Annotated in this window: 23 protein-coding genes, 1 tRNA gene and 1 pseudogene; 7 read left to right on the top strand and 18 right to left on the bottom strand. The window is 46.7% G+C overall.

What is annotated here, in order from left to right; genetic code table 11:
- Positions 1-3: 3 nt before the first annotated feature.
- Entirely contained in the window at positions 4-2,208 is a 2,205-nt protein-coding gene (gene pflB, locus DYP60_RS06875; RefSeq protein ID WP_117330148.1) for a formate C-acetyltransferase, read from the bottom strand.
- A gap of 120 nt (positions 2,209-2,328) precedes the next feature.
- Between pflB and DYP60_RS06870 the strand changes: the two genes are divergently transcribed.
- Positions 2,329-3,042, top strand: coding sequence for a Crp/Fnr family transcriptional regulator (locus DYP60_RS06870; protein WP_240622839.1), 714 nt, complete (start codon positions 2,329-2,331; stop codon positions 3,040-3,042).
- 7 nt (positions 3,043-3,049) lie between these two features.
- Here DYP60_RS06870 and DYP60_RS06865 read toward each other — a convergent pair whose 3' ends face one another.
- Together DYP60_RS06865 and DYP60_RS06860 are read right to left on the bottom strand one after the other, a co-directional pair.
- Positions 3,050-3,574: a permease gene (locus DYP60_RS06865; RefSeq protein WP_165849534.1), complete on the bottom strand. Its 525-nt coding sequence runs from the start codon at positions 3,572-3,574 to the stop codon at positions 3,050-3,052.
- Positions 3,575-3,579: 5 nt separating this feature from the next.
- On the bottom strand, positions 3,580-4,065 hold the full coding sequence (locus tag DYP60_RS06860; RefSeq protein ID WP_117330146.1) for a permease: 486 nt from the start codon (positions 4,063-4,065) through the stop codon (positions 3,580-3,582).
- Between the two features lie 215 nt (positions 4,066-4,280).
- Between DYP60_RS06860 and DYP60_RS06855 the strand changes: the two genes are divergently transcribed.
- The 3 genes and pseudogenes from DYP60_RS06855 to DYP60_RS06845 all read left to right on the top strand — a co-directional run bounded on the left by DYP60_RS06855 (position 4,281) and on the right by DYP60_RS06845 (position 5,953).
- Entirely contained in the window at positions 4,281-4,724 is a 444-nt protein-coding gene (locus DYP60_RS06855; protein ID WP_117330145.1) for a CBS domain-containing protein, read from the top strand.
- Between the two features lie 101 nt (positions 4,725-4,825).
- Positions 4,826-4,981: pseudogene (locus DYP60_RS14740) on the top strand (DUF438 domain-containing protein); the annotation flags it as partial.
- 129 nt (positions 4,982-5,110) lie between these two features.
- Entirely contained in the window at positions 5,111-5,953 is an 843-nt protein-coding gene (locus tag DYP60_RS06845; RefSeq protein ID WP_117330143.1) for a PAS domain-containing protein, read from the top strand.
- A 34-nt stretch (positions 5,954-5,987) separates the two neighbouring features.
- Here DYP60_RS06845 and DYP60_RS06840 read toward each other — a convergent pair whose 3' ends face one another.
- From DYP60_RS06840 to DYP60_RS06830, 3 genes are read right to left on the bottom strand one after another with little or no spacing between them, the layout of a single operon-like run.
- Entirely contained in the window at positions 5,988-6,260 is a 273-nt protein-coding gene (locus tag DYP60_RS06840) for a hypothetical protein (RefSeq protein ID WP_117330142.1), read from the bottom strand.
- Between the two features lie 8 nt (positions 6,261-6,268).
- Entirely contained in the window at positions 6,269-7,255 is a 987-nt protein-coding gene (locus DYP60_RS06835; protein WP_117330141.1) for a polyprenyl synthetase family protein, read from the bottom strand.
- A gap of 6 nt (positions 7,256-7,261) precedes the next feature.
- The gene (locus DYP60_RS06830) at positions 7,262-9,199 is read right to left on the bottom strand and encodes an FAD-dependent oxidoreductase (protein ID WP_117330140.1); all 1,938 of its coding nucleotides are present in this window, start codon (positions 9,197-9,199) and stop codon (positions 7,262-7,264) included.
- Positions 9,200-9,657: 458 nt separating this feature from the next.
- Between DYP60_RS06830 and DYP60_RS06825 the strand changes: the two genes are divergently transcribed.
- Together DYP60_RS06825 and DYP60_RS06820 are read left to right on the top strand one after the other, a co-directional pair.
- The gene (locus tag DYP60_RS06825; RefSeq protein ID WP_117330139.1) at positions 9,658-10,947 is read left to right on the top strand and encodes a hypothetical protein; all 1,290 of its coding nucleotides are present in this window, start codon (positions 9,658-9,660) and stop codon (positions 10,945-10,947) included.
- A 257-nt stretch (positions 10,948-11,204) separates the two neighbouring features.
- A complete protein-coding gene (locus DYP60_RS06820) occupies positions 11,205-11,600 on the top strand; it encodes a LysE family translocator (protein WP_117330138.1) in 396 nt (131 codons plus the stop codon).
- Between the two features lie 79 nt (positions 11,601-11,679).
- Here DYP60_RS06820 and DYP60_RS06815 read toward each other — a convergent pair whose 3' ends face one another.
- Genes DYP60_RS06815 through DYP60_RS06805 form a run of 3 tightly spaced genes read right to left on the bottom strand, consistent with a single transcriptional unit; the run spans position 11,680 to position 13,911 of the window.
- Positions 11,680-12,450 (bottom strand): amino acid ABC transporter ATP-binding protein, encoded by a 771-nt coding sequence (locus tag DYP60_RS06815; protein ID WP_202384412.1) that lies wholly within the window; start codon positions 12,448-12,450, stop codon positions 11,680-11,682.
- On the bottom strand, positions 12,443-13,111 hold the full coding sequence (locus tag DYP60_RS06810; RefSeq protein ID WP_117330137.1) for an amino acid ABC transporter permease: 669 nt from the start codon (positions 13,109-13,111) through the stop codon (positions 12,443-12,445). The genes DYP60_RS06815 and DYP60_RS06810 overlap by 8 nt, the downstream gene beginning before the upstream one ends.
- A gap of 14 nt (positions 13,112-13,125) precedes the next feature.
- On the bottom strand, positions 13,126-13,911 hold the full coding sequence (locus DYP60_RS06805) for an ABC transporter substrate-binding protein (RefSeq protein ID WP_240622838.1): 786 nt from the start codon (positions 13,909-13,911) through the stop codon (positions 13,126-13,128).
- Between the two features lie 192 nt (positions 13,912-14,103).
- Between DYP60_RS06805 and DYP60_RS06800 the strand changes: the two genes are divergently transcribed.
- The gene (locus DYP60_RS06800; RefSeq protein ID WP_133299306.1) at positions 14,104-15,666 is read left to right on the top strand and encodes an IS1634 family transposase; all 1,563 of its coding nucleotides are present in this window, start codon (positions 14,104-14,106) and stop codon (positions 15,664-15,666) included.
- A gap of 19 nt (positions 15,667-15,685) precedes the next feature.
- On the opposite strand, the gene DYP60_RS14205 is transcribed toward DYP60_RS06800, so the two are convergent.
- The 9 genes from DYP60_RS14205 to tig all read right to left on the bottom strand — a co-directional run bounded on the left by DYP60_RS14205 (position 15,686) and on the right by tig (position 24,177).
- Positions 15,686-16,072 carry a hypothetical protein gene (locus DYP60_RS14205; RefSeq protein WP_117330135.1) on the bottom strand — a complete coding sequence of 129 codons (387 nt, stop codon included), beginning with the start codon at positions 16,070-16,072 and terminating at the stop codon, positions 15,686-15,688.
- A 188-nt stretch (positions 16,073-16,260) separates the two neighbouring features.
- A tRNA-Leu gene (locus DYP60_RS06790) sits at positions 16,261-16,345 on the bottom strand.
- 97 nt (positions 16,346-16,442) lie between these two features.
- The gene (pepF, locus tag DYP60_RS06785) at positions 16,443-18,224 is read right to left on the bottom strand and encodes an oligoendopeptidase F (RefSeq protein WP_117330134.1); all 1,782 of its coding nucleotides are present in this window, start codon (positions 18,222-18,224) and stop codon (positions 16,443-16,445) included.
- A complete protein-coding gene (gene rdgB / locus DYP60_RS06780; RefSeq protein ID WP_117330133.1) occupies positions 18,221-18,826 on the bottom strand; it encodes an RdgB/HAM1 family non-canonical purine NTP pyrophosphatase in 606 nt (201 codons plus the stop codon). The genes pepF and rdgB overlap by 4 nt, the downstream gene beginning before the upstream one ends.
- A 4-nt stretch (positions 18,827-18,830) precedes the next feature.
- Positions 18,831-19,832, bottom strand: coding sequence for a hypothetical protein (locus tag DYP60_RS06775; RefSeq protein ID WP_117330132.1), 1,002 nt, complete (start codon positions 19,830-19,832; stop codon positions 18,831-18,833).
- A 51-nt stretch (positions 19,833-19,883) separates the two neighbouring features.
- Entirely contained in the window at positions 19,884-20,882 is a 999-nt protein-coding gene (locus DYP60_RS06770; protein WP_240622837.1) for a DHH family phosphoesterase, read from the bottom strand.
- Complete coding sequence (gene clpX, locus DYP60_RS06765) at positions 20,872-22,101, bottom strand: ATP-dependent Clp protease ATP-binding subunit ClpX (RefSeq protein ID WP_117330131.1); 1,230 nt, start codon at positions 22,099-22,101, stop codon at positions 20,872-20,874. The genes DYP60_RS06770 and clpX overlap by 11 nt, the downstream gene beginning before the upstream one ends.
- Positions 22,102-22,103: 2 nt before the next feature.
- Positions 22,104-22,709, bottom strand: a complete 606-nt coding sequence (locus DYP60_RS06760; RefSeq protein WP_117330130.1) for an ATP-dependent Clp protease proteolytic subunit — start codon at positions 22,707-22,709, stop codon at positions 22,104-22,106.
- A gap of 91 nt (positions 22,710-22,800) precedes the next feature.
- Positions 22,801-24,177, bottom strand: coding sequence for a trigger factor (gene tig / locus DYP60_RS06755; protein ID WP_237446290.1), 1,377 nt, complete (start codon positions 24,175-24,177; stop codon positions 22,801-22,803).
- Positions 24,178-24,366: the final 189 nt, after the last annotated feature.

Below are 24,366 nucleotides of genomic sequence, written 5' to 3'. Positions count from 1 at the left end.
TCCTTATAGGCTTCCATGGAAGGTGCGGTTGATGACATCAAGCTGTTGTTCACGGGTGAGCTTGATGAAATTCACTGCATATCCACTTACCCTGATGGTTAGCTGGGGATATTTCTCTGGATGGTCCATAGCATCGAGTAACGTCTCCTTTTCCATGACATTCACATTGATATGGTGCCCTCCCTCGATAAAATATCCATCAAGCAATGTGACCAGATTTGCAATCTGTATCTGCTTGTCTTTTCCAAGGGTCTGTGGAATGATCGAGAATGTGTAGCTAATTCCGTCCTGCGCATCTTCATAGGAGAGCTTTGCCACACTCTTCATGCTTGCTATACTCCCTTTTTTGTCCCGTCCATGCATCGGGTTTGCTCCCGGTGCGAAGGGTTCTCCTGCCTTTCTCCCGTCTGGGGTGCTTCCTGTCTTCTTCCCATAGACCACATTGCTGGTGATGGTAAGTATGGAGAGGGTGGGGATACTTTTTCTGTACGTCGTGTGTCTCCTCATCTTTGTGATGAAGCCTCTTACCAGGTCCCTGGCGATGGAATCTACTTGCTCGTCGTTGTTTCCGTAGGTGGGGAAGTCTCCTTCGATTTCAAAATCCACCACCAGGCCCCTCTCATCCCGGATGGGCTTTACCTTTGCAAACTTGATGGCAGAAAGACTGTCTGCGACAACACTCAATCCTGCAATGCCTCCTGCCATGGTGCGCATGACCTGGGTGTCGTGCAAGGCCATCTCGAGACGTTCATAGCTGTATTTGTCATGCATGTAGTGGATGACATTCAAGGTGTCTATGTACAGTTTTGCAAGCCAGCTGCTCATTGCCTCATACCGATCCATGACGGTATCGTAGTCAAGGACTTCATCGGTGAGCGGGGCCAATTTAGGGCCGATTTGCTCTCCGCTCTTCTCGTCTCTTCCTCCGTTGATTGCATAGAGCAAGGTTTTTGCCAGATTGACCCGTGCGCCAAAGAACTGCATCTGTTTCCCCAGTTTCATGGCTGAGACACAGCAGGCAATTCCATAGTCGTCACCATAATCCTTACGCATGAGGTCATCGTTCTCATATTGGATTGAAGAGGTCTTTATGGAGATGCCCGCACAGAATTTTTTGAAGGACTCTGGTAAGCGATTACTCCACAACACTGTGAGGTTTGGCTCTGGTGCAGGCCCGAGATTGGTCAGACTGTGCAGGAAGCGGTAGCTCATCTTGGTAACCAGATGTCGGCCATCATGAGTGACGCCACCGATGGATTCAGTTACCCAGGTGGGATCTCCACTGAACAGCTCATCATAGGAGGGGGTCCTGAGGAATCGGATTATGCGGAGCTTCATGATGAAATGATCTACCAACTCCTGGATTTCTGCTTCACTGAAACGGCCTTTCTTCAGATCTTCCTCTGCGTAGATGTCTAGGAAGGTTGAAACCCTTCCGAGACTCATTGCAGCACCGTTTTGTTCCTTGGTTGCTGCAAGGAATGCAAAGTACAACCACTGGATGGCTTCCTTTGTATCAGTTGCAGGTTTTGAGATATCATACCCATAGATGGCTGCCATTTCCCCCAGCTCCATGAGGCTGCGGATTTGTTCGCTGAGCTCTTCACGGTCGCGGATTACCTCCTCATTCATTGCATCAAAGAGGTAGTTTTCCTTGGCACTCTGTTTCTGCTTGATAAGATAATCGACTCCGTAAAGAGGCACTCTTCGATAGTCGCCGATGATTCGTCCTCTGCCATATGCATCCGGAAGCCCGGTGATGATGCCACTGTGACGTACTTTACGCATCTGTTCTGTATACACGTCAAAGACTCCGTCATTGTGTGTCTTGCGATACTTGAACACCTCATCGATGGATTCCGGTAGGGTACGGTTGTATGCCTTCAACTCAGTGTGCACAAGCCTGATTCCTCCCAGTGGCATGATGGCACGTTTGAGAGGTTCATCCGTCTGCAGTCCTACAATTTGCTCAAGATCTCGGTTGATATATCCGTCCTTGTGACTGATAATAGTGGAGATGGTATGTTCGTCAATGTCATACATGCCACCTCGTTGGCGTTCAATCTCGAGAAGTCCCTTGAGTTCTTCCCACAATTTTTTTGTCCGTACAGTGGGTCCTGCAAGGAAGGAGTCATCTCCGTCATAAGGAGTGTAGTGCTCCGTGATGTACTTTCTCGTATTGATTTCGTAATATGTATCTTCACTCATAGTATTTCCCCTTTCTGTACGTTTTCGTATACTTCAGATAGCATAGAAATACCATGATGACGGTTTTTATTCTGTGATTGAAATCACAAACCAAGTAATTTAGTAGGAGTTAAAAATACTGTGCCCGATGCATGTGATGGTTGTAGCAATGATCTCTGTCTAAGAAATGTACCACTTTTCTCCTCTCTGCAACGTGATGCAGTACACGCGCTTACCAGTGAGATGGAACACCACCGTTATAAGAAAGGGGAGATCATCGTACGTGAGGGAGAGAAGGCTTCAGCATTTACCGTCATCAGGGAGGGGAGTGCAAAGGCGTATCGCATTACACCGGACGGAAGAGAGCAGATCCTCTATATCTTTCCTGTCAATGACTACTTTGGTGCCAGGTTTCTCTTCACGGAGGAACGGGTTCCTTATACAGTGGAAGCTCTGGAACCGACCACCGTCTGCACCCTGAGCAAGACGAATTTTGAAAACCTGTTAGCTGAACACAGCCAGGTTGCCATAGAGATCATCGAAGCCATGGCAAATCGGATGAGCCGACTCGAAAATGCAATGCAGAGCATGGGAGGGCGTAATGCAGACATGCGAATTGCCAGCCTTCTGCTTGAGTTCAAGGAATCCTATGGTCACTATAATGGGAATTTCCTGGAAATAACCCTCCCCTTGAGTAGGGAGGGACTTGCTAACTATCTTGGGATTGCACGAGAGACGCTGAGCAGAAAGCTTACACAGTTCGAGGAAGATGGTATCATCCTTGCTGTGGGGAATCGGGTGATCCGAATTCTGGACCTTGCAAAACTCACCGACCTCTCATACCTCGTTGACTGAGTGTCTGCTACTGTGCTCTTGCCTTCTCGTAGATTGCCTCTATCTCATCCCTGCCCATCAGTTTTTGCAGTAGGAAAGCGATGATGATGATACCCGGGATGTCGATAAGCAGTCGTGTCAGTGCAAAGGGTGCACCCAAAGCTGAGAACTCAAAGAGAATCATAGGTATCTTGGTCGTGGACCATGCCCCGATGAAGATGAGGATGTTGGGGAATGTCACTCCCTTTTTCATAAACACCGCCGCTACTGGAAATGCCCCATAGAGAGGCCCTGCTGCAGCAGAACCGATAAGCAGAGAGAGTAGGATGCCCTTCAATCCACTGCCTTTGCCCATGAATTTTACCATTGTCTGTTTGGGTACCCACACATCAAGCAAGCCCAACAAGACGAAGATAGGGGGGATGACCAGTAGCATTTCCTTAAGCTGCATGATCGTGATATCGAATACACCTTTTCCCAGTTCTTGGTTGAATAGGCTGATACCCCCAAGCATTACAAGAACAAGCAGGAAAGAACTGTAGCGTTTCACCATAGCTGTCAAAGCACCACCTCCAGAACCTTTCCAATGACGTAGGCAACAATGAATGAGAATATAAAGGCAAGTGTATTTCGGTAGCGTGCCAAGCGTTTCCCAAAATACTGTATCTCAACAGGAAGGGTTGCAACACCTACCATCATCAGTGTTGATATGAAGACCCCGATCTGCATGTACCCAGCTCCTCCCTCCAGCAGTAATGCTGCAGTGGGGAATGCTATAAAGCCGGGTATCAGGGTAATAGATCCTACAACAGCGGCCAAGACAATCCCAGTCAATCCTGATTCCTTGCCGATGATTTTCACGATGGTCTCGCGGTCGAGAACGCTGAGGAGGAGGCTTACCAAAAGAATCACGACAAGAAATTGGGGAAGAATGTTTTCAAACGCTTTCCACGCTTTTTTGAGCGCATTCTTTGTTTTCTCCTTGTCCTTAAGAAACGAAAGCATCAATAAAAGTGCTGTAGCACTATAGAGTATCAGATTCATGGAGAGGTCCTCATTTAAAGATATGGCAATATATAACACAATTACTTGCTATTAGCAATCATATGTGCATATATTGTGTATATGAGGCGAAAATAGAGGGAATTAATCACGCTAGAATGCAGATAAGCCTCCCATTATTTCCTTGCGAAATTCCTACCGGTGGAGTACGCTTGTGGTAGAAGGGAGTTAGATAATATACGAAATGGAGGTTATGTATGGCGAACGTACAATCAATTCTGGATCAAAAGGGAAGCACCGTTTACAGTATCACCCCTGAAGATACTTTGGCACATGCCCTTTTGAAGCTTACCGAGCATAAGATTGGTGCACTGTTGGTACTTAATGAGAATGGGGATATCAAGGGAATTCTCTCAGAGCGAGACATTGTCCGCCATTTCTCTCACAGGTTGGAGCACCTGAATACGGCATCAGTTCCCGTAAAGGAAGTGATGACAGTAGGTGTCACCTGCATCAAACCTGAGCAGAATCTTGATGACTGCTTGCAGCTTATGACTGCTGGTAGATTCCGCCACCTTCCTGTTGTGGACAATGACCGAGTTATCGGGATGGTGTCAATCGGCGATGTAGTCAAGGCGGCTCTTGAGGAGCGTGATTTTGAAATTGGCGAATTGGAACACTATATAACAAATGCCTACTAAGAGAGGTAATTGCATACACATTTTTACAAAAAGCGCTTCGCTGTTGGAGCGCTTTTTAGCATTCAAATCATGTAGGTAGGAATTAATACGAAACAGAATTCGGGACCATCAGTGCAGAAGACTTAGCTACAGCTGAAAAGAAACTGATTGAAGAAGGAAAGATTAACGAAGAACAAGTGCAGAAACTCTGTGATGTACATGCTTCCATTTTTGGCGGGAGTGTGGAAGAGATCAATGGTGGACAAACCATAGAGTAGACTGCAGGCCTTCCTGCCTTTGTGTTCCTCAAGGAAAATGAGGGATTGCTCGCTTTTCTGGATGGAGTGTTTACAACGGCAGTAAAAGCTTGTAACTCTGATAATAATGAACGGACATGAGCTGATCTCTTGGCAGCACTCAAGAGTCTCAGCAAGATTGACAACCACTATTCCAGAAAAGAGAACCTCCTTTTCCCTTACCTTGAGAAGGCAGGAATTACCGCCCCTCCTAAGGTGATGTGGGGTGTTGATGATGAAATCAGGGGGATGTACAAGCTACTGATCCGTACATTGGAAACCAACGGAGAGGTACTTGAGAGTGAGCTTGCCCGCGTTGAAAAACAGGTGAGAAGCATGATTGATAAAGAGAACAACATCCTCATACCAATGCTTCATGGTTGCATGGACAATGATGCTTTGTTGACCGTTGCTCGCGATAGTACCGAAATCGGATGTTGTTTCAATGGTGGTGGCATCGAAGAAGCAAGCCCTTCTGATGCAGCCACCTGGTATCGCTGGAATGCGAGTATGAACGGCAAGGATGACTTTATCCCCAATCAGGAAGTAAGTGGAGAAATCAAACTTCCCAGTGGTCATTTTACCTTGGAAGAGTTGGCTTGGACGCTGAATACCCTACTCTCTGATATTACCTTTGTTGGAGCCGATGACAAGGTCCGCTTCTTCAGTGAGGGCAAGGAACGTATCTTCCCGAGAACACGGAGTATCATCGGACGTGATGTTGAGCATTGTCATCCACCGAAGAGTCTTGCAGTGGTGGAGAAGCTGATTTCTGACTTCAAGGCAGGGAGAAAGGGCAATGGGTCTTTCTGGATCCAAAAGGGTTCCCAGTTCATCTTGATCCGTTACTATGCCGTGAGAAACAACAATCAGGAGTATCATGGTGTGCTTGAAGTAACAGAGGAAATTTCTGGGCTGAGAAGCTTGGATGGTCAGAAGACGTTGCTTGGTTGATGATTAATCGATAGCATTAGGAGCTACAGGGTGGTTACTCGTTCTGCAGCTCTTCTTTCATCTTGCCGATGAATGCAATGTAGGCGTAAATCTGCCCCTGTATCTCGCTGTTCTTCAATTCGCCACGCCCCACCCAATCCTGTCCTTCATAAACTGTGAGATGATGGAGCTCTCCTTCAAGAACAATCAAAGACACAGGTGCCATTTTTTGTCGATTTTCAAGGTACAGCAGTGTCCTATCATACGAATCATGGAAGACTCGTTCTTCACCGCTGAGATCAGCATCAAGATTATATGTAGTATCCATAACAATTCCTATACTGAGCGAGCAGATAATTTTTCAAACAGGGAAATCAACATACGCTCAACCTCAGGGTTTCCGAGGCGGTGTATCTCTTCCAAAGCTCGCATCTTATAGGATTCTGCAAGAAATTGCGCTTTTTGTATACCACCCAGTTCTTCCACCAGTGAGAGAACTTGTTTGGTGGTACGTTGGTCCAACGGGATTTTTCTGTCCGTGAGTACGTTCTTCAATTCTTGTTTGCCCCATTCGTTCTCTAGTTCCAAGGCACAGATAAGCGGTAGGGTAGGAATACCGCTCTTCACATCACCACCGGTATGCTTGCCAAGTTTTTTGCTACTTCCGATATAATCCAAAATATCGTCTTGAATCTGGAATGCCATTCCCATGCAGTAACCAATGCGATGGGCAAGTTTGTTCATTGTTTCATTGATTTCCTGCAGCGCTACACCACTGTAGCAGCTTAGTGCAAAAAGGCTGGCGGTTTTTCCACCAATCCGACGAAGATAGGTGTTTCGGTCTATGAAGAAATCTCCTTGTCCAGCATCCTGTTCAAGTTCACTCTCACAGAGACGCGTCAGCGCTCGTGATACAACCTGGCTATCGCCGCCCCGTTCTTTTCCGCTGACAAGTGACAAAGCACGTGCTAGGAGAAAATCTCCTGCCAGTACAGCCTGTTTAGCGCCTATCTTCGCATAGACAGAAGTATTGCCTCGTCGTTTTGGGGCTCGGTCGATAATATCATCATGCACCAATGATGCAAGATGGATGAGCTCAATAACTGAGCCCACCCTGATAGCATCCTCGCTGCGATCCTGATTACCAATCATACTGGTGATGAGCACTAAGGCAGGACGAAGCATTTTACCGGTGCTGTTCACATAATCTTCAAGAATTGGCTTGATAAAACCATGTGCGGTGGCAACGGTTTGCCCAATTGTTTTTCGGACTACCTGGAGTTGTGCTTGGATGTGAGGCTCATCGTCCCAAAAATCTGACATGATTGCCTACTTCCTGCCCAACTTCTTTTCCATCTGTTTCCGTGTGAATTCAGGTTCGTCGAGGTAGAAATAGGTTTTCTTTGCAAATGGGGTCTTGTTCCAAAGTTTCTTTATGTATGGCATGACCCAGTAATCCAATCCAAAGGCCTTTCCAGCTCCACCGAGCATGACAATGGATACTGCTATGTACCAAAGGATTTCCTTGCCTGCCATTGCACCGATGAGGAATGTGATAGAGAGGCCGATGGATACAATGGCCGCCGGGAAGGTGAAGAGACCGGCAAGGAACAGGAGTCCAATACCCGTCTCTGCAAGGACAATCATGATCTGGAAGAAATAAGGAACTTGGGCAACGAATGTATCATTGACCCATGTGAAGATTCCAAGAGGCTGAGAGAGCAGAGGAGGTGCAAGCTGTTGGACTGCACCAGAAGCAGCGTCCCCTACCGCCTGGCTTGCAGATGCTACTGTTTCCACTACTGTTTCCACTGCTGCTTGGCTTGCAGATGCCAAACTGTCTGCTGACCCTGCATCTGCAGGGGCTCCCCAGTATACCTTCGACCCAGTGGTATCGGTAAGCCAGCCTTCCGCGATCTTCTTGATACCTTCGATGAGCCACATGACACCAAGGTACATTCTAAGGAACACAGTCCAATAGGAAGGAATTTTGTAGGTAGCCAGTCCGCCAATCAACGAACGTTTGTCTTTGACCTCGAGAATTTCATGCTTGATATATGCCCAGATTGCATTGACTCCACAAACCCCACTCTGATAGTACAGATTAACGAGATGCTTCAGTGCGACGGCAAAGAATCCTGAAAGAGAGATGCCCGCTGTGTGGCTTACCGCATAGGTCCCTCCGATGGATACCATGTACCCATGGAAATTAGATTTATATGGTTTTGGTGGCGTTGCATCCAATCCAAGTTCTTGCTTGATGGTATAGATAATACCTTCAGCAGCAGTCTTTGCAGTTTGTTCTGCCGCCTCAACAATCTGCGGGACTGCACGATTATCCTCGATGAACCACATTCCATCGCCGGCAAGATAGACGTTCTGGTAGTCGGGGCTCTGCATGAACTCGTTTACGGCTTTTCTCCCGATTTTCCCATCGGAGAGGGGAAGCCTCTCACAGAATTCAGTACCACGTACTCCACAGGTCCAAACCAGGGTTCTGGTCTTTATGACATCCCCATTCTTGGTGGTGAACCTATCTGCTTCGACATTGGTGATCAGGCTGTTGAGCATAATTTCAACACCCTTCTTTTCCATACGTTTGACCGCTTTTTCCCGTGGTTTTTCTGGAAGCATGTTCAGGATATTTCCCAGTCCCTCACAGTTGATCAATCGCCCTTCTTTCTTGAAGTCGATACCGTGTTTCTTGCAGAGGACGGGAAGCCATTCTATCAGTTCACCCATCATCTCTACACCGGTAAAGCCACCACCTGCAACTACAAAGGTAAGCATCTCTCTGCGCTTTTCTTGGTCGACTTCCTTAGCGGCTTCACGTACCGTGTGTTCAATATGGGTGCGGAGCTTCAGTGCATCCTCGAGGCCCCACAGGTAGAAGGCATGTTCCTTTACCCCAGGTATATTGAAATCGGCAGTTTGGGCACCTGTGCTGATCAGAAGTTGGTCATAGGAGTAGGTTGACTTCTCTCCAGTAAGTACCTGCTTTTTGAAATCGATATTGGTGATCTTGTCTTGTACAACATTCACCATTTTACCTGAGAAAATGCGATCATAAGAAATTTTAACCGATTCCTCATCAACACGATTTCCTGCAACCTCATGCAGCTCAGTCATAAGAGTATGGTAGCTGTTCTTGTCGATTAAGGTAATCTCAACCTTGTCTTTCTGTTTCTTGAATGCCTTGTGCAGTGCTTTTGCTGCATGCACTCCTGCATAGCCTCCGCCCAAAATAACAATCTGTTTCTTGTCCATCATCACGTTCCTTGTTGGCCCTGTGCGGGTACAGAGAGATATAGTAAAAAGGTGAGAAAAGGTATTACCACCCCACCTGGTCTCATAAGAAAACACTCTAGCATAAAACTAGGAATTAATGCAATTATACCATGTTTTTATCGATACAAAATACACAAATCCTTATTTATTCATGCGCTACAGGAGTTCGTTCCTTGTAAGGTAATGCTCCTGCGAGCGGTACTTACCGTAAAGAAATTTGTAAATTTTTTTTTGACACATTTTTGATATCAGAGTAAAGCAATGGGTATACTATTCTGTATAACATTATTAAATATAAGTAAATAATGACAATTTATTGTTACTAAAAATTACTATTGATAATTTTATGACGATATTGCATGTGTGTCAAAAATCAGTATATGATTATATATAGATAATGTTCGAACGATTTTCAAGTATTTGAGGAGTATCTTACGATGAAAAAACATCTATTGCTGGTTCTGACCGTCTTGGCTATCATGCTTACCTTTGCTGGTTGTGCCAAGTCAGAGAGTGAAGAAACCCAGGCAGCTACTGCTGCACCGAAAGCTGCACCGACTGTTTCTGCAACGGCACCTGTGGCAACTGGAACATACGCAGATGGCGTATATTTCGCAGCAGCTGACAGCTTCGCTTCTTCCGGATGGAAGGAGACAGTGACCCTTACTGTCGAAGGTGGAAAAATCATTGATGCTGATTGGAATGGAGTGAACATCAATGCTGGTGCGGACAAGAAAAGCTATGATAAAGCTGGTAAGTACAACATGGTCAAGTTCGGTAATGCGCAGGCAGAGTGGTATGAACAGGCTGCCAAGGCTGAAGCATATTTGCTTGAGACCCAGGACCCTACTGCCATTAGTTACAGTGATGCTGAAGGTCACACCGATGCTATCGCAGGGGTCTCCGTCCATGTAAATGCATTCTTCGACCTTGCCAGCGAAGCTCTTGCTTCCGGTCCTGTTGGCCGTGGCCCCTATGAGGATGGAGCATACTTTGCCATAGCAGATTCTTATCCTTCCTCCGGTTGGAAAGAATATGTATCCTTGACCGTTCTCAATGGACGTATTGCTGCTGTCAACTGGAGCGCAGTCAATAGAACTGGCGATGACAAGAAGCCGTATGACAAGGCTGGAAACTACAATATGGTTAAGTTCGGTGGTGCACAGGCAGAGTGGTATGAACAGGCTGCCAAGGCTGAAGCATATTTGCTTGAGACCCAGGACCTTGAAGGTATTACGTACAAAGATGACGAGGGCCATACTGATGATATTGCAGGAGTCTCCATCCATGTTAATGCCTTCTATGATCTTGCCAAGGAAGCGCTTGCAGCTGGCCCAAATGAAATCGGTCCTTTCCAGGATGGTTCCTACTATGCCAGTGATGAGACTTTCAGCTCATCCGGTTGGAAAGGGTATGTTTCCTTGTTGGTCAACAATGGCAACATTGAAAGCGTCTACTGGAGTGGAGTGGACAAGGACGGTCGTGACAAGAAACAGGTTGCTGCTGAAGGTGGGTATGGGATGATAGCACACAGTGAAATCGGCAAGGGTTGGCATGAACAGGCTGCTGCAGTCGAAGCATACCTGCTCTCCACCCAGGATCCTACGCAGATCAGCTACAAGGATGATGGCGGCCATACCGATGATATTGCTGGTGCAACCATGAGTGTCAGCAATTTCTATGCCTTGGTTGAGCAGGCTCTTGCTGCAGGACCGAAGCAGTACTAATCAAAGGATTCTCATGTTCTCCCCGGGGTTTCCCGGGGATTCTTTTGGCCTACACAGTGCATTTCTGCTATAATCAGCATAGGGGAATCCCATGGAGATTGATTATGTTTCAGTGTTCATATTTGCATGTGTGACTACGTTTACCCCAGGTCCAAACACCATCAGATGTGCAATCATGGGCATGCAGGCGGGGTATAAGCGGAGCATGCCGTATTTCCTGGGAATTGCAACCGGCTTTTTCTCCATCATGCTGATTTGTGGGATCTTTGTATCGCTCGTTGCTCACATTCTTCCTGAGATTATGCAAATATCTGGGAGCGGCTTACATCCTCTATCTTGCCTATCGGGTACTGCATGCAGACTATACGCTCTCTCAAAAGGGCTCCAAGTTGCTGGATTATAAGGATGGGTTATTGCTTCAGCTCTTCAATCCAAAGGTACTGGTACTTGCCCTTACACTTTACACTATATTTCTCAGTAGTATGAACCACAGCGTACCAGCCTTGTTTCTCAGTGCACTCTTCTTTACGATGATGAGTTTTTCCGCAATCTCATTGTGGGCTTTTTCCGGAACTACATTCTCACATGTGCTCGCCTCACAGAAGGCTAAACGAGTCGTAAATAGCAGCTTGGCTTTAGTGCAGTTACGTTGATTATTGTCTGAGGTATATCACGTAAAACAAACCCTTGCCGGGTAAAGCAAGGGTCTTAATACAATTGTTTGCATGGTTCTTATTCGTCTTGTGGAGGAAGCACCTGTTTCAGGAAGGCAAGGGTGCGTTCTTCCTTTGGGGCACTGAACATCTCCTCAGGGGGAGCTTCCTCAAGGATGATTCCATCATCCATAAAAATAACGCGGTCTGCAACCTCCTTGGCGAACCACATCTCATGGGTTACCACCAGCATTGTCATCCCCTTGTTTGCAAGGTCAGTCATAACTGAGAGTACCTCTCCAACCAACTCAGGATCGAGTGCACTGGTAGGCTCGTCAAACAACATTATCTCAGGCTCCATGGCGAGAGCCCGGGCGATGGCAACACGCTGTTTCTGTCCTCCACTAATCATGGCAGGGTAGATATCAGCTTTGTCACTCAGTCCTACCTGCTCCAAGAGCTCGAGGGCTTTTTCCCTAGCTTTTTCCTTGGGCATGTTCTTGACGTGGATCATGCCTTCCATTACATTCCCGATGACAGTCATGTGAGGGAAGAGGTTGAAGTGCTGGAAGACCATTCCAAGACCCTGGCGGACCTTGTTCAATTGTTTTTCCTGCTGTCTTACCTGCTTCCCGTTGACGTAAATCTTTCCTTTCTGGGCTTTCTCCAGAAAGTTTATACAGCGGAGTAATGTGCTCTTTCCACTTCCAGAGGCGCCAATGATTACGACCACCTCGCCTCGTTTTACTTCGAGGTTGATATCCTTGAGGACTTCGAGGTCCCCGAACCACTTCTTGAGATGTTCTATCTTCAGGATTGTCTCTTCTGTCTTATGTGTTTGTTTAGTCATGGTCACTCACCTTCAATCTTTGTTCGATGCGATGCATCACGAATGAGAGCAGGCTCGTCATGATCAAGTACCAGATGCCGACGATAAGAAACATCTCCATGTACATGAAGGAAGAGGAGCCCATCTGTCTTCCCTTGAGCATAAGCTCCGGAACGGCGATAGTGGATGCAAGGCTGCTGTCCTTCAATGCGATGATCAACTGATTGCCCAATGGGGGGACAGCTCGTTTAAAGGCTTGAGGAAGCACGATGCGTTGCATTGCCTTCCCTTGCGTCATACCCAAGCTTCGAGCAGCTTCCATCTGTCCATAATCGATTGATTGGATTGATCCACGGAAGATTTCAGCAATGTAAGCTCCGTTATGTATTCCCAGTGCAATAATTGCAGAGGGAATGGGATCAATGGTTACAATACTGGTAAGGCCATAGTAAATAATGAACAACTGCACCAAAAGCGGTGTTCCCCTGATGAGGAAGATATATGCTTTACTAAGAGCACTTATCCACTGACGTTTGGAAAGGCGGCCGAGTGCGGCCACCAATCCAATTATAAGACCAAGAAGAATCCCAAAAAAGGTGATCTGCAACGTATAGAGTGCTGCATCAGCGAATTGGAAAAAACGCTGGGGAATCACCGTTAGATCCCATGGTAATATATTCATGGTAGGATTCTCCCTTACTCTACGGTAATGTCTTCACCGTTGAACCACTTTGCACTAATCTCTTTCATGGTGCCATCGGCAAACATATCACGGAGTGCAGCATTGACCTGCTCACGGAGCTCATCGTCATCCTCATGGAATCCAATGCCCATGACTTCGCTGCGAAGTACCGATCCTACGAGCGTAAGCTTATTTCCCTCTTTCAGTTGATTGATGGCATTCAACCCAACAATTCTGTCAGTCAGAACACCGTCAACACGACCATTGAGCAGTTCGATCAAGGTCTGGTTGTCATCTTCATAAAGCTTGACTTTGGTGCCAAGGACCTTTGCATCGTTCTCGAAGGTGGTGCCGGTAACCAAGCCAAGGGTATGCTCACTGGTCAGGTCTTCCACCGAATTGATACCGCTGTCTTTCATGACGATCAACTGGGGGCCACTGTAATAGTAAGGTATGGAAAAGTCGATTACTGCTTCACGTTCCTCTGTGATTCCCATACTGCCCAGGATTCCGTCATAGCGCTTTGCTCTGAGTCCCTCAACAATACCATCCCATGCGGTAGCTACATACTTCAATTCCATATCCAGACGATTGGCGATCTCGGCAGCAACATCAACATCGAAACCAATGATATCACCATCTTCTGTCATGTAGTTGAATGGAGGATACCCACCGGAACCAGCGAAGGTGATGGTATTAGCAGATTCCTGCTGACCTTGTGCGAATAAGGCAGGAAGCGAAATTAGTAACATCAATCCAATAATAAGCAACTTTCGATACAATTTGTTCGTATTTTTCAAAATAAACTCCTTTGAAAAAAATGATATAGAATTGTAACAATGAATTGCTATTTAGCACAACAGTAGAATAGCTATTTCTTTACCCTTAAAGTTTTGTGTACTTTTACTGATTATAACATGGTATGGTATAAATAGTTTGGTCGGGGTACTTTACTCTTGATTAATAAAAAAAAGAATGCTATAAATTATAACATGGTTTCGAGATTATCACGCCCTAAAGTCATTGAAATAGCTAACAAGAAGAATCATGTCACGTATTTATATGAGGACCAATACTATTGGGACCCGGATAAAAAGCAGACACGTCATAAACGCCGATGTATAGGTAAACTTGATGGAGTGACCGGGGAACCCCTCTACAATCCTACGTACCTCCAAGAGCTTGAGAGCCAGGGAGCGGAGACAGTAAAAGCTATCCCGACGTTCCGTCGATATGCGTTTGAGCAGTTGCAGGAATTAGTCGAGAAAGAACTCTCACTAAAAGCGTGGATGCAGCCGCTTCTGAGCATCGAGAAAATAGAAAAACTCTTGCATCTTGCATGGTACTTGCTCTGTGTAAACAACCCTCTATCCTATGCTACGCATTGGAAGCAGGGAATCTATAGGGGTGTGGACAGTCTTCCTGAAATACAGGCAATGCTCCGTTCTTTTGATGCTGAGTTTCTCAGACTCTGGGGGCAGCGTTGCTTGGAAAATTTCGATGAAGATAAGCGTGAAATCATCTTTGACCTATGCAGTACCGCCAGTTACCAGAATCATAATCCATTCCTACAATATGGTTATAACCGGGATATAGAGGCATTGGAACAGAATACCATTATCTTGCTTGCACATGGTGATATCCCTCTTCCATACTCCTTTCAGATTCTGGATGGGACGATGCTCAGCAGCAAGACCATTGCGAATGTGATGGATACGCTGGAAGCCGATACCGATACGGTGCTGATGCTCAATCGAAGGTATTTCTCCATACCCAGGATCCAGGAATTGGTGGAATTGGGCTATCAGTTTATCATCCGCATTCCAACACGAAAACGATGGTTGGTACAATTCATTGAAGAGCATCGTGAAGCCATTGTAGAAGGTACAGTACTCTATGATTGCAAGGGTAGGGAACTAAAAAGTCTGAGTCTTGCTGCCCCGTTCCTTGAGGCAGAATCGCTTACCATCCACCTGTATTATGATGAGCAGTGGAGGGAAAGTCAGCGAAGCAACCTGCTTTCCTTGTTGGGAAGATGCAAGCGGGAATTGGAGTTTGAAGTACCCCTCGAGGAACATGCTCGGTTGTATGAGACGTATTTCAAAGTACGCAAACGACCAAACGGGAGCAACAGGGTAAGTTTGAGCCGAGATCCGCTGAGAACCTTTGAAGCTTCTCAGGCAGGGTTCTGGGCTGTGATCACAAATACAGGACTTTCTGCAGAGCAAGCGCTTGCCAAGTATGAACAGCGTAATGACTTTGAGCATCGGTTCAATAACCTGATGAATCAGGAGGATTGCAGGGTCTTGCACATACAGTCTCCCCAGTATTTCCCCGGTAGGGTATTTCTCCAACTCGTTTCCGAAATTATCCGACAGAATGTATTGGAGAAACTGAAGGAGACATCCTACAGCCTGAACCAAGCCCTTTTTTCTGTGATGGATCAACAGGAAGTGACATTCAGAGAGAATGACACTCCTTATCGGAGTGAGCTGAATGAACAGGACAAGGCAATCTTTAGGGCATTGGGCTTTGCTGTCGAAGCAGGAGCATAATCCCAGCCTTTTAATATATTCAAACAGATCGCCGTGTTGGCAAGCAAAGTGCCTGCAGATACAGAGCGTAGGCATAGAATACTTCAGAAGTGATGGGAGTGAAGGAACATTGCAGCAGTTCCTGTGCAGAGGACTCAGCGAGTTGTAGGAAAAGATAGAGATGCAATTGCTTGAGGTAGGTTGCAAGCAAGAACTCTGTAAAGCTGTTCTTTTTAGAGAGTGAAATCACTGCTTTTCTTAGGAAAAAGAGAAAGAGAGAGATAGGAAGAGGGTAAGCACCAAAACCACAGAATAGACGCTCTATGTCCCTGCACTTTCTGCGTGTACCGGAAGTGGGTAGCGTAGCCCATTCTGCATCAACACGGGTAAGGTGACTTGGGAGAGAAAACCGACCAAGGATGCACAATGCTGATGAGATAAACAGTTAGAACACCGAACTCCTGGCTAATTGTGAGTAGCGCCAGAATAGGCTTTAGGAAATGATTCGCTGATGCCATTTTTGATGCCGCATCGTCTTTTCGGGGTTTTTTGTTCTGTCAAAACAAAACAACCCCTTTGTTGATATTTCTATATCTACAAAGAGGTTGTTTCCATTGCGGTAGACTGGACTTGAACCAGCACAAGATTTCTCCCACTAGCACCTCAAGCTAGCGTGTCTACCAAATTCCACCACTACCGCATTCCTGTAATATTGTTCGCTCCTGAAGTGAACGTGCCAACAATACAACAAGGGCGGGGAGCTCGTCAAGCCCTCTTTTGAAAAATGAGGGCAACATTTACGGGAGCAGGCTTTCAGCCTGGTCCAGAAGAACCGAGAAGGTGGAAAGGGCATCCTTTACAGGCTCCTCCTTCTGCATGTCAACACCAGCTTTCCGAAGTGACTCGATAGGGTAGAGACTGCCTCCACTGCAAAGGAAGTTGAGGTATGACTGCCTGTCTTCCTCTGTCCCGTTGAGGACTTTCTTGCTCAGGGCTATGGACGCACTCAGCCCTGTTGCATACTTGTAGACATAGAACGGGCTATAGAAATGCGGTATCCTCAACCCTTCCAAGTCGCTCTCTTCTGCAAAGGAGACTGCCTCTCCGAAATACTGTTCCAACAGCTTACGGTATTCACTTCTCAGCAACTCGAGGGTGATCGGTACGCCATCCTCAGCCTCCCTGTGGATGATCATCTCATACTCGGCAAACATCGTTTGCCTAAAGAGCGTAGCTATGATGTCATCAAGCTGTTTGCCGATGATATATGCCTTCATCCTGTCGTCGCTGGCATGGTCAATCAAGTACTTTGCGAGGAGTTGTTCATTGAATGTCGATGCCACTTCCGCTTCGAAGATGGTATAGTCATAGTGGAAGTAGGGGTTGTTCTTGGCGCTGTAATAGCTGTGCATTGAATGTCCCCCTTCGTGGGCTACGGTAAAGACATCACGCAGCACATCTTCCTTGTAGTTAAGGAGAATATAGGGTTTGCTGGTAAACGTACCACTGCTGAATGCTCCACTGCGCTTGCCCTTGTTCTCATAGCGATCTACCCAACGATCCTTTGTCAGTCCGTTGGTGATAGTGTTGACATACTCGCTTCCCAGTGGAGCGAGAGCTTCCCCGATCAAGGCTACAGCTTCCTCATAGGGGGTCTTGCTTGTTACACCCTTTACCAGAGGGACATAGACATCCCAATGGGAGAGCTTGTCCAAGCCAAGGAGTTTCGCCCGCATCCTGTAGTAGCGATGGAGGGCAGGGAGTGCCTCATGTACAGCTTTGATCAAGTTGTCATACACTGAAACCGGCACATTATCCGGGAAAAGTGCCATCTCTCTGCAGCTCTCATACCCACGCGCTTTGGCCCTGAAGATATCCTGTTTCACTTGGCCCTCATAGAGCCTGGCGATGGCATGCTTACTCTTCTCGTATACTCCATAGAACTGTCTGTATGCCCGCTCTCTCAGATTTCGGTCCTCGTGCATCAGGAAGGAACTCAAGGAGCTCTGGGTCAGAGGTTTTCCATCGATCTCGCCAAAATCAAAATCAACATTGGTAAGATCGCTGAAAGTATTACGTGGTGTGGAAGCTACTTCGCTTTGGAGAGCCAGAAGACGTTCTTCCCCCTCACTGAGTATGTGGGCTTTGAACCGTCTGGCTTTTTTTATGTATACATGGTACGGAGCAAAGTCTGCATCCTTCAAGTATCGCTCGATTGTCGCATCCTCAATGCTCAGTAGTTCAGGGTCGAAGAACGCCATTGCAGCAGAGAGTTGGCTCAAGAGACTGGCAGCAAGACTATATCGTTTGACATTGGCAGTATCAGAGGCATCGGATGCATATCCCAGAAAAGCCCAGTTGTAAATCCTCTCCAGGAGAATGCTTGTCTCCTCATACCATTGCATCGTTGTCAGAAACGATTCTTTTCCCTTTGCAAGGGACCCCTTCAAACTGGGGGCTTCTGTGATACGTTGCTTCAGTTTCTCTGTTGCAGCTTCCCATGCTGCCTCGTCAGCAAAGAGACTGGTAAGGTCCCAGGTATCCTGTTCCCGTTGTTCTGCTCGTGTCTGTATACTCATGAAATTTCTCCTAACAAAGTAATCAAATGATGGGAGGCTTTACCACGGTGACTGTAGCGGTCTTTTTCTTCATCAGAAAGTTCGGCCATGGTCTTTCCCTCTTCCTTCACGATGAATACCGGATCGTAACCGAATCCACCTTCTCCGTAACTCTCTTTTGCAATGAACCCATCCACTGTCTCACAGAAGGTGAACTCCCGTCGTTTATCCATCACAAATGCCAACGCACACACAAACTGTGCGCTCCGTTCTTCTTTCTTCTCAAGATGAGCCATATTTTTCAGCAGGAATTCGTTTCTCTCCCCACTCTCCAACATTCTTCCAAATGTTTCCAATCCATATCGGGCGGTCCTGACTCCTGGGCGACCTTCCAATGCGTCGATACAGAGCCCTGAGTCATCGGCAAGGATTTTGTACCCCTCTGGAGCTTGGGATGCAAGAGCCCTCGCTTTTCCCAGTGCATTTTCAGTGAAGGTCTCGGCATCTTCCTCATAGTCGAAATCGATGCCCAATTCCCTGGGGAGTACGATGGTATGACCAGTGAGGATTCTGGAGAATTCCTCTTTTTTATGCTCATTATTTGATGCCAATAGAATATTCATGTTCCTAAAGATACTCATTGTCAGAAAGTTCGTCCATATACTGTCTGAGTACGCGTTTCATGTAGTGGACTGAGCTGTCAATGGTTCCTTTGGGTATATGCAGCAATTTCCCTAGTTGATAGTGACTCAAACGGAACTCCATGTTCCTGATTTGGTTTACTTTCGCCTTATATACCCTAATGGTCCAATCTCTCAGCGTTTCCAGACGCTCGATTGCTGCTGTATCTATTTCTGTTTGCAAATCACCCTCAATTTCCAGCAATCTTCTGAAGTGCCGATTGCTTGTAGCAATGAATTCTTTTCTGCATCGCTCTTTCTCTTCCAAGAGAAGGTTTGCTGTATTGAGATATTGGTTGAGTAAGTGTGCATCAACCTCTAGAAGCGCTGCAAGATCTTCCAGTAAGTATTCATTGGCAAGTTGAGGAGCGAGGGAAAGTACGATAAGGAACCGTTTTCGATTAACGGGGGCTGAAAGCTCTTGCTTCAGACGCTGGAGATGGGGAAGAGGCATCTTCCCACTTGTCTTCCGTTCGTGAAGCAAACGATTGAAAAGTGAAGGGAGAGAATCCATCTTTGAAACCAGGAACCCTTCGAAAGCTGTATAGGAGGCTGTCTCTGCAGTCAACTCTGGTTCTTTATATACCTGTGGATTCTGGTATCGTTCGCTTGCATAGATCAATTTTTCTCTGGCAATCATCGCTCTTTTTTGGGTGATGAAATATTTGGTTCGTTTACGGACCACCTGGGTAAGATACCCAATATAGGAAAGTCTGCCAATTCGATAGGTGGTTAGATAGTAGTCAATGGTGTTGTAACAGAACAGGAGGAATTCACTACAATCCTCTTCCTCAAGCAGACGAAGATAGTAGGGAAGGGCATAGAGGATTTGTTGCGTCTTGCTGTGGATGGTGCGATAGAGGGTGGTGTTTGTCTGGTCCTGTTGGTAACAGACCACCTGATTTGTTAAAGTCTTGCTCTCTTCTTCAGAGAGCGGTAGCCATTGCATGGGTGCCTCCTTGTGGAATGATGCACATATCCATGCAATGTGTATGCCAAGTTAGGCTTTCAGCATCGTCTCGATAGCTTGCAAAAGCAATTTCTTAGCTTCTTTGATTGATTTGTTGAGCGTGACTCCAGCGGCTTTCTTGTGCCCGCCGCCACCAAAACTTTCAGCCAAAGCTCCGACATCGATACTACTTTGATGCGAGGAACGGAACCCAATCTCGGTCTTTTCCGCTTCCAGTTCCTTGAAGAAGAGCACTACCTCGACACCCTGCACTGAGAGCAACATCGTGTACAGTGAATCACTCGGTTTGTCGGTGGTGATATACTGCTTATTGTCCTCAAGATAACTGGTGGAAATCATCACCTTTCCATCGAACAAACTTTCACTTCGATCGATGAGCTTGCCCAAGTATTTAATGTACCCTAAACTCTTGCCACCTGACATACGGTCATTCATCAAATTAGGGGATACTCCTAGGTCAACAAGTTCAGCAGCAAGACGAAGTGTTTCTCCCCGGTAGGCATTGATGAAACGGAAGAATCCTGAATCAGTGGCAAACCCAAAGAAGAGGTGCTCGGCTATCTCCTGGCTGATCTCAATATCCAAGGCTTTGTAGAGCTGCATGATGATCAACGTGGTAGAAACCGAACGGGGGACAATGTAGCGGTAGGTACCGAACTGCTCCCCACTGCTGTGGTGGTCGAACACCACGGTGGTAAGCCCCTCAATCTCCTCTGCAAGGTGACCAATACGTTCTGGCGAACTACAGTCAACTACCACAATTACAGGATCTCTCTGCTTCAGATCTTGATCGATATGATTGAGGAAATCAGAGCGGAGATAAGCAATCTCTGAGCGATCGAATGGCCCAGCATTTGCTATATGGACTGTTTTCCCCATCTTCAGGAGCAAGGAGTTCATTGTCATCTGACTACTTAGGCAATCCCCATCGGGACTGACATGTCCGATGACAACAAACTCTTCACGATTTCTCAACAATGCAAGAATCTCTTCATCAATTGGGGGGTAGCTGAATATTTCACGCTCCACGGATAACCTCAGGTTGTTCACCATTAATGACGCACTCCCGACCGATGATTACCTGTTTGACCTGTTTGATGGAAGGTATGTCGTACATGATTCCCATCATTACATTCTCCACAATGGAGCGGAGTCCACGGGCACCGGTCTTCTGTTCAAAGGCTTTCTCTGCAACAGCTTCTACCGCATCGCTCTTGAATACAAACTCAATTCCATCCAAGCGGAACGATGCTTCATACTGGCGAATAATGGAGTTTTTTGGTTCAAGGATAATCCGCATCAAGTCATTCTTGGTCAGATTGTCCAGAGCAACATGGATGGGAAGTCTCCCAATGAACTCAGGGATTAAGCCGAACTTCACTAAATCGTCTGGAAGCATTTTGCTGTACAATGTATGCAAGTCCTTGTCCTGTGCATTGACGATGCTCGCTCCAAATCCCATGGCATGGGAGGAGACCCGTTTCTCAATGACTTTGTCCAGACCTACGAACGCACCACCGCAGATGAAAAGAATGTTTCGTGTGTTGATCTTCAACATCTCCTGGTTTGGATGTTTGCGCCCACCCTGTGGGGGAACAGAGGCATCCGTGCCTTCGATGATCTTCAAAAGAGCCTGCTGTACACCTTCACCACTGACATCACGGGTGATTGATGGGTTTTCTCCCTTCTTGGCAATCTTGTCGATTTCATCAATGAATATGATCCCGAATTCAGCTGCCTTGATATTGTCATTTGCATTCTGGATAAGCTTGAGCAGTATGTTTTCCACATCCTCACCGACATATCCTGCTTCAGTGAGTGTCGTAGCATCGGCAATTGCGAAGGGAACCTGCAGCTTCTTTGCAAGTGTGGATGCAAGCAACGTCTTTCCTGTACCGGTGGGCCCCACCATTAGGATGTTTGACTTGTCCAGCTCTACACCTTGCTCGGATATCTGTTTCTGATATTTAACGCGCTTGTAGTGATTGTACACGGCAACCGCGAGTACCCGTTTTGCATCCTCTTGTCCTATAACGTACTCATCCATGTACTCCTTCAATTCCTGAGGGGTAGGGATGTGCTCAGGTAGACCGACTACTTCCTCCTGGAAGCTTGGGTCTCCTGCAAGCATATCATTACAGACCTTGATGCACTCGTCACAGATGGCAACGCCAGGTCCGCTTATCAATCGCTTGACCTCATCTTGGCTTTTTCCACAGAACGAGCAGACTTTTGCATTTCTTGCCATTACTAACTCCTTCTCATAACACTGTCGACAATGCCGTAGGAGACAGCATCATCACTACCGAGGAAGAAATCTCGTTCAACATCCTTGGCGATCTGCTCATAGGTCTTATGGGTATGTCTCGCGATGATGTCAATGGTCAAATTCTTCAGACGACCAATCTCTCTGGCATGGATGGAGATATCCGATGATTGGCCTTCAACTCCTCCCCACGGTTGATGAATCATAACCCGTGCAGAGGGGAGGATGAATCGTTTTCCTTCCTGTCCGGCACAGAGGAGCAAAGCACCCATGCTTGCTGCTTGCCCCATGCAGATGGTCTGGATGTCACTATGCAGATACTGCATGGTGTCGTAGACAGCCAAACCAGCGGTAACTGATCCACCAGGGCTGTTGATGTACAGGCTGATATCCTTAGTTGGGTCTTCAGACTCAAGAAACAGCATCTGAGCCACAACCAAGTCGGCTGTTGCATCAGTAATCTCACCATCGAGGAAGATGATGCGGTCTTTAAGCAAGCGACTGAAAATATCATATGCTCTTTCACCTACACCTGATTGCTCGACGACCATCGGTATGTTGGATTGCATCCTTTCAGGATTGGTATTCATGGTAAAAACCCCCTTTGGTAGCTGGGATTGAAAAGGCGGAACCAGTGAGGAACCGCCTTTTCACACACTAAGCACTCTTGAACGTCTACGGCTATGCGCCGTAGGTTTCGCTCATAAACGTCTCATAGGAGACTTCCTCACCTTCCACGAACGTATTGTTCTCCTGCAAGAACGGTGCAATCTTCTGGAAGCGCAAGTCATCCTCAATCATGGTGCGGTAGTAATCCCGCTGAGCCTGATCGGTTATTTCCGTCAGCTGCTCGTCCATGGCCTTTTTCACTTCTTCTTCCTCAAGGGGGAACGCTTCGGCTTCCTTGATCTTTTCCATGATCAACTGGAGGCGCAGTGACTTTGCAGCAGCTTCTCTCCAAGGGGCGGTGATGTCCTCTTTGGTCTGATTCTGAAACTTGAGGAACTGCAAAATCTGCTCTTCACTCAGGCCGACCTGCTGGATGTAACGCTTCCAACTCTGCTCCACTTCCATGTCGATCATGCTCTGGGGAACCTCAATGGTAGCCTTCTGTAGCAGTGCTTCGCTCAAAGCATTGAGCTTTTCTGACTCAAGCTTTGCATCGAGCGCTGCCTGCAACTTCTCACGGGTTGCGCTAACCAGGTCATCAACAGTCTTGTACTCTTCCTTGACATCCTGTGCAAACTCATCATCGAGTTCAGGGATATCTCGGAATTTTACACTTTGGACATTTACCTTCAAGGTAATGGTCTTTCCAGCATACCCCTCAACGGTTGAATCCTCTGGGTAGGTCTTGGAGAATATCTTCTCTTCACCGCTTTTCATGCCGACAACATCTTCATCAATCTGGTAGAAGTTGGTAGTGCTGCCCAGGGTGAAAACAAACTCTTTGCGTTCAGTTCCAGGAATCTCATTGTTCTCTTCATCAAGCTCAACGTAGTCAACAGTGACAATGTCTCCCATCTCTGCAGCTCCATCTTTGTCGATGACCATTGCATTCTGCTCGCGGAGTTTTTCAATTTCAGCATTCACCGCATCCTCACTCAGTGTTACCTTGGGGTAGGTAACCTTCAAGCCCTTGTATTCAGGGGTCTCAAAAATGGGCATGATGTCGTACTTGACAGTGAAGGTGATGTCCTTGTTGGGCTCGAAGGGGAGAAGGCTCTCTTCATCCTGGAGCTCAGGGGTGCTGAAGGAGAGTGGCTTGTACTTGTCTTCAACATCAGTCAATGCTTCCTTCAATGCGTCTTCGATGGTATTGAATGTACTTTCCTCACGAATCGACTTACCAAACTTACTTTCCAGAACGGATACAGGGACTTTGCCCTTTCTAAAACCCTTGATCTGGACGTCAGCAGCATACTTTTTCAAAGCTGCCTGGTAGTCTTTTTCGATGGTGTCAGCGGTCACAGTGACCGTCAGTGCGACGGAGGAGTTTTCCAATTCTTTGATACTCTTATCAGCGATCATCCTATGTTCATCCTTTTCGGTCCTCATTCGGACCATGTATATCCTTAGGCAAAGCCCTTTGTTGCAATGTAATCCTGCTAAGTATACATAAACAGTTGATTTTCGACCACCCTGTCAGCAGGATACTTGCAAAAACCTTTTACCCGAAACACATTGTATATAGCAACTTTTTGGGCTTTGGTCTAGGGGAATGAGTGTATTTATCTGATTGCCAGC

Source organism: Sphaerochaeta halotolerans, from assembly GCF_003429665.1.
Taxonomy (GTDB): domain Bacteria; phylum Spirochaetota; class Spirochaetia; order Sphaerochaetales; family Sphaerochaetaceae; genus Sphaerochaeta; species Sphaerochaeta halotolerans.
Note: the sequence above shows the minus strand (reverse complement) of the source record. Positions and strands in the feature narration are given on the sequence as shown.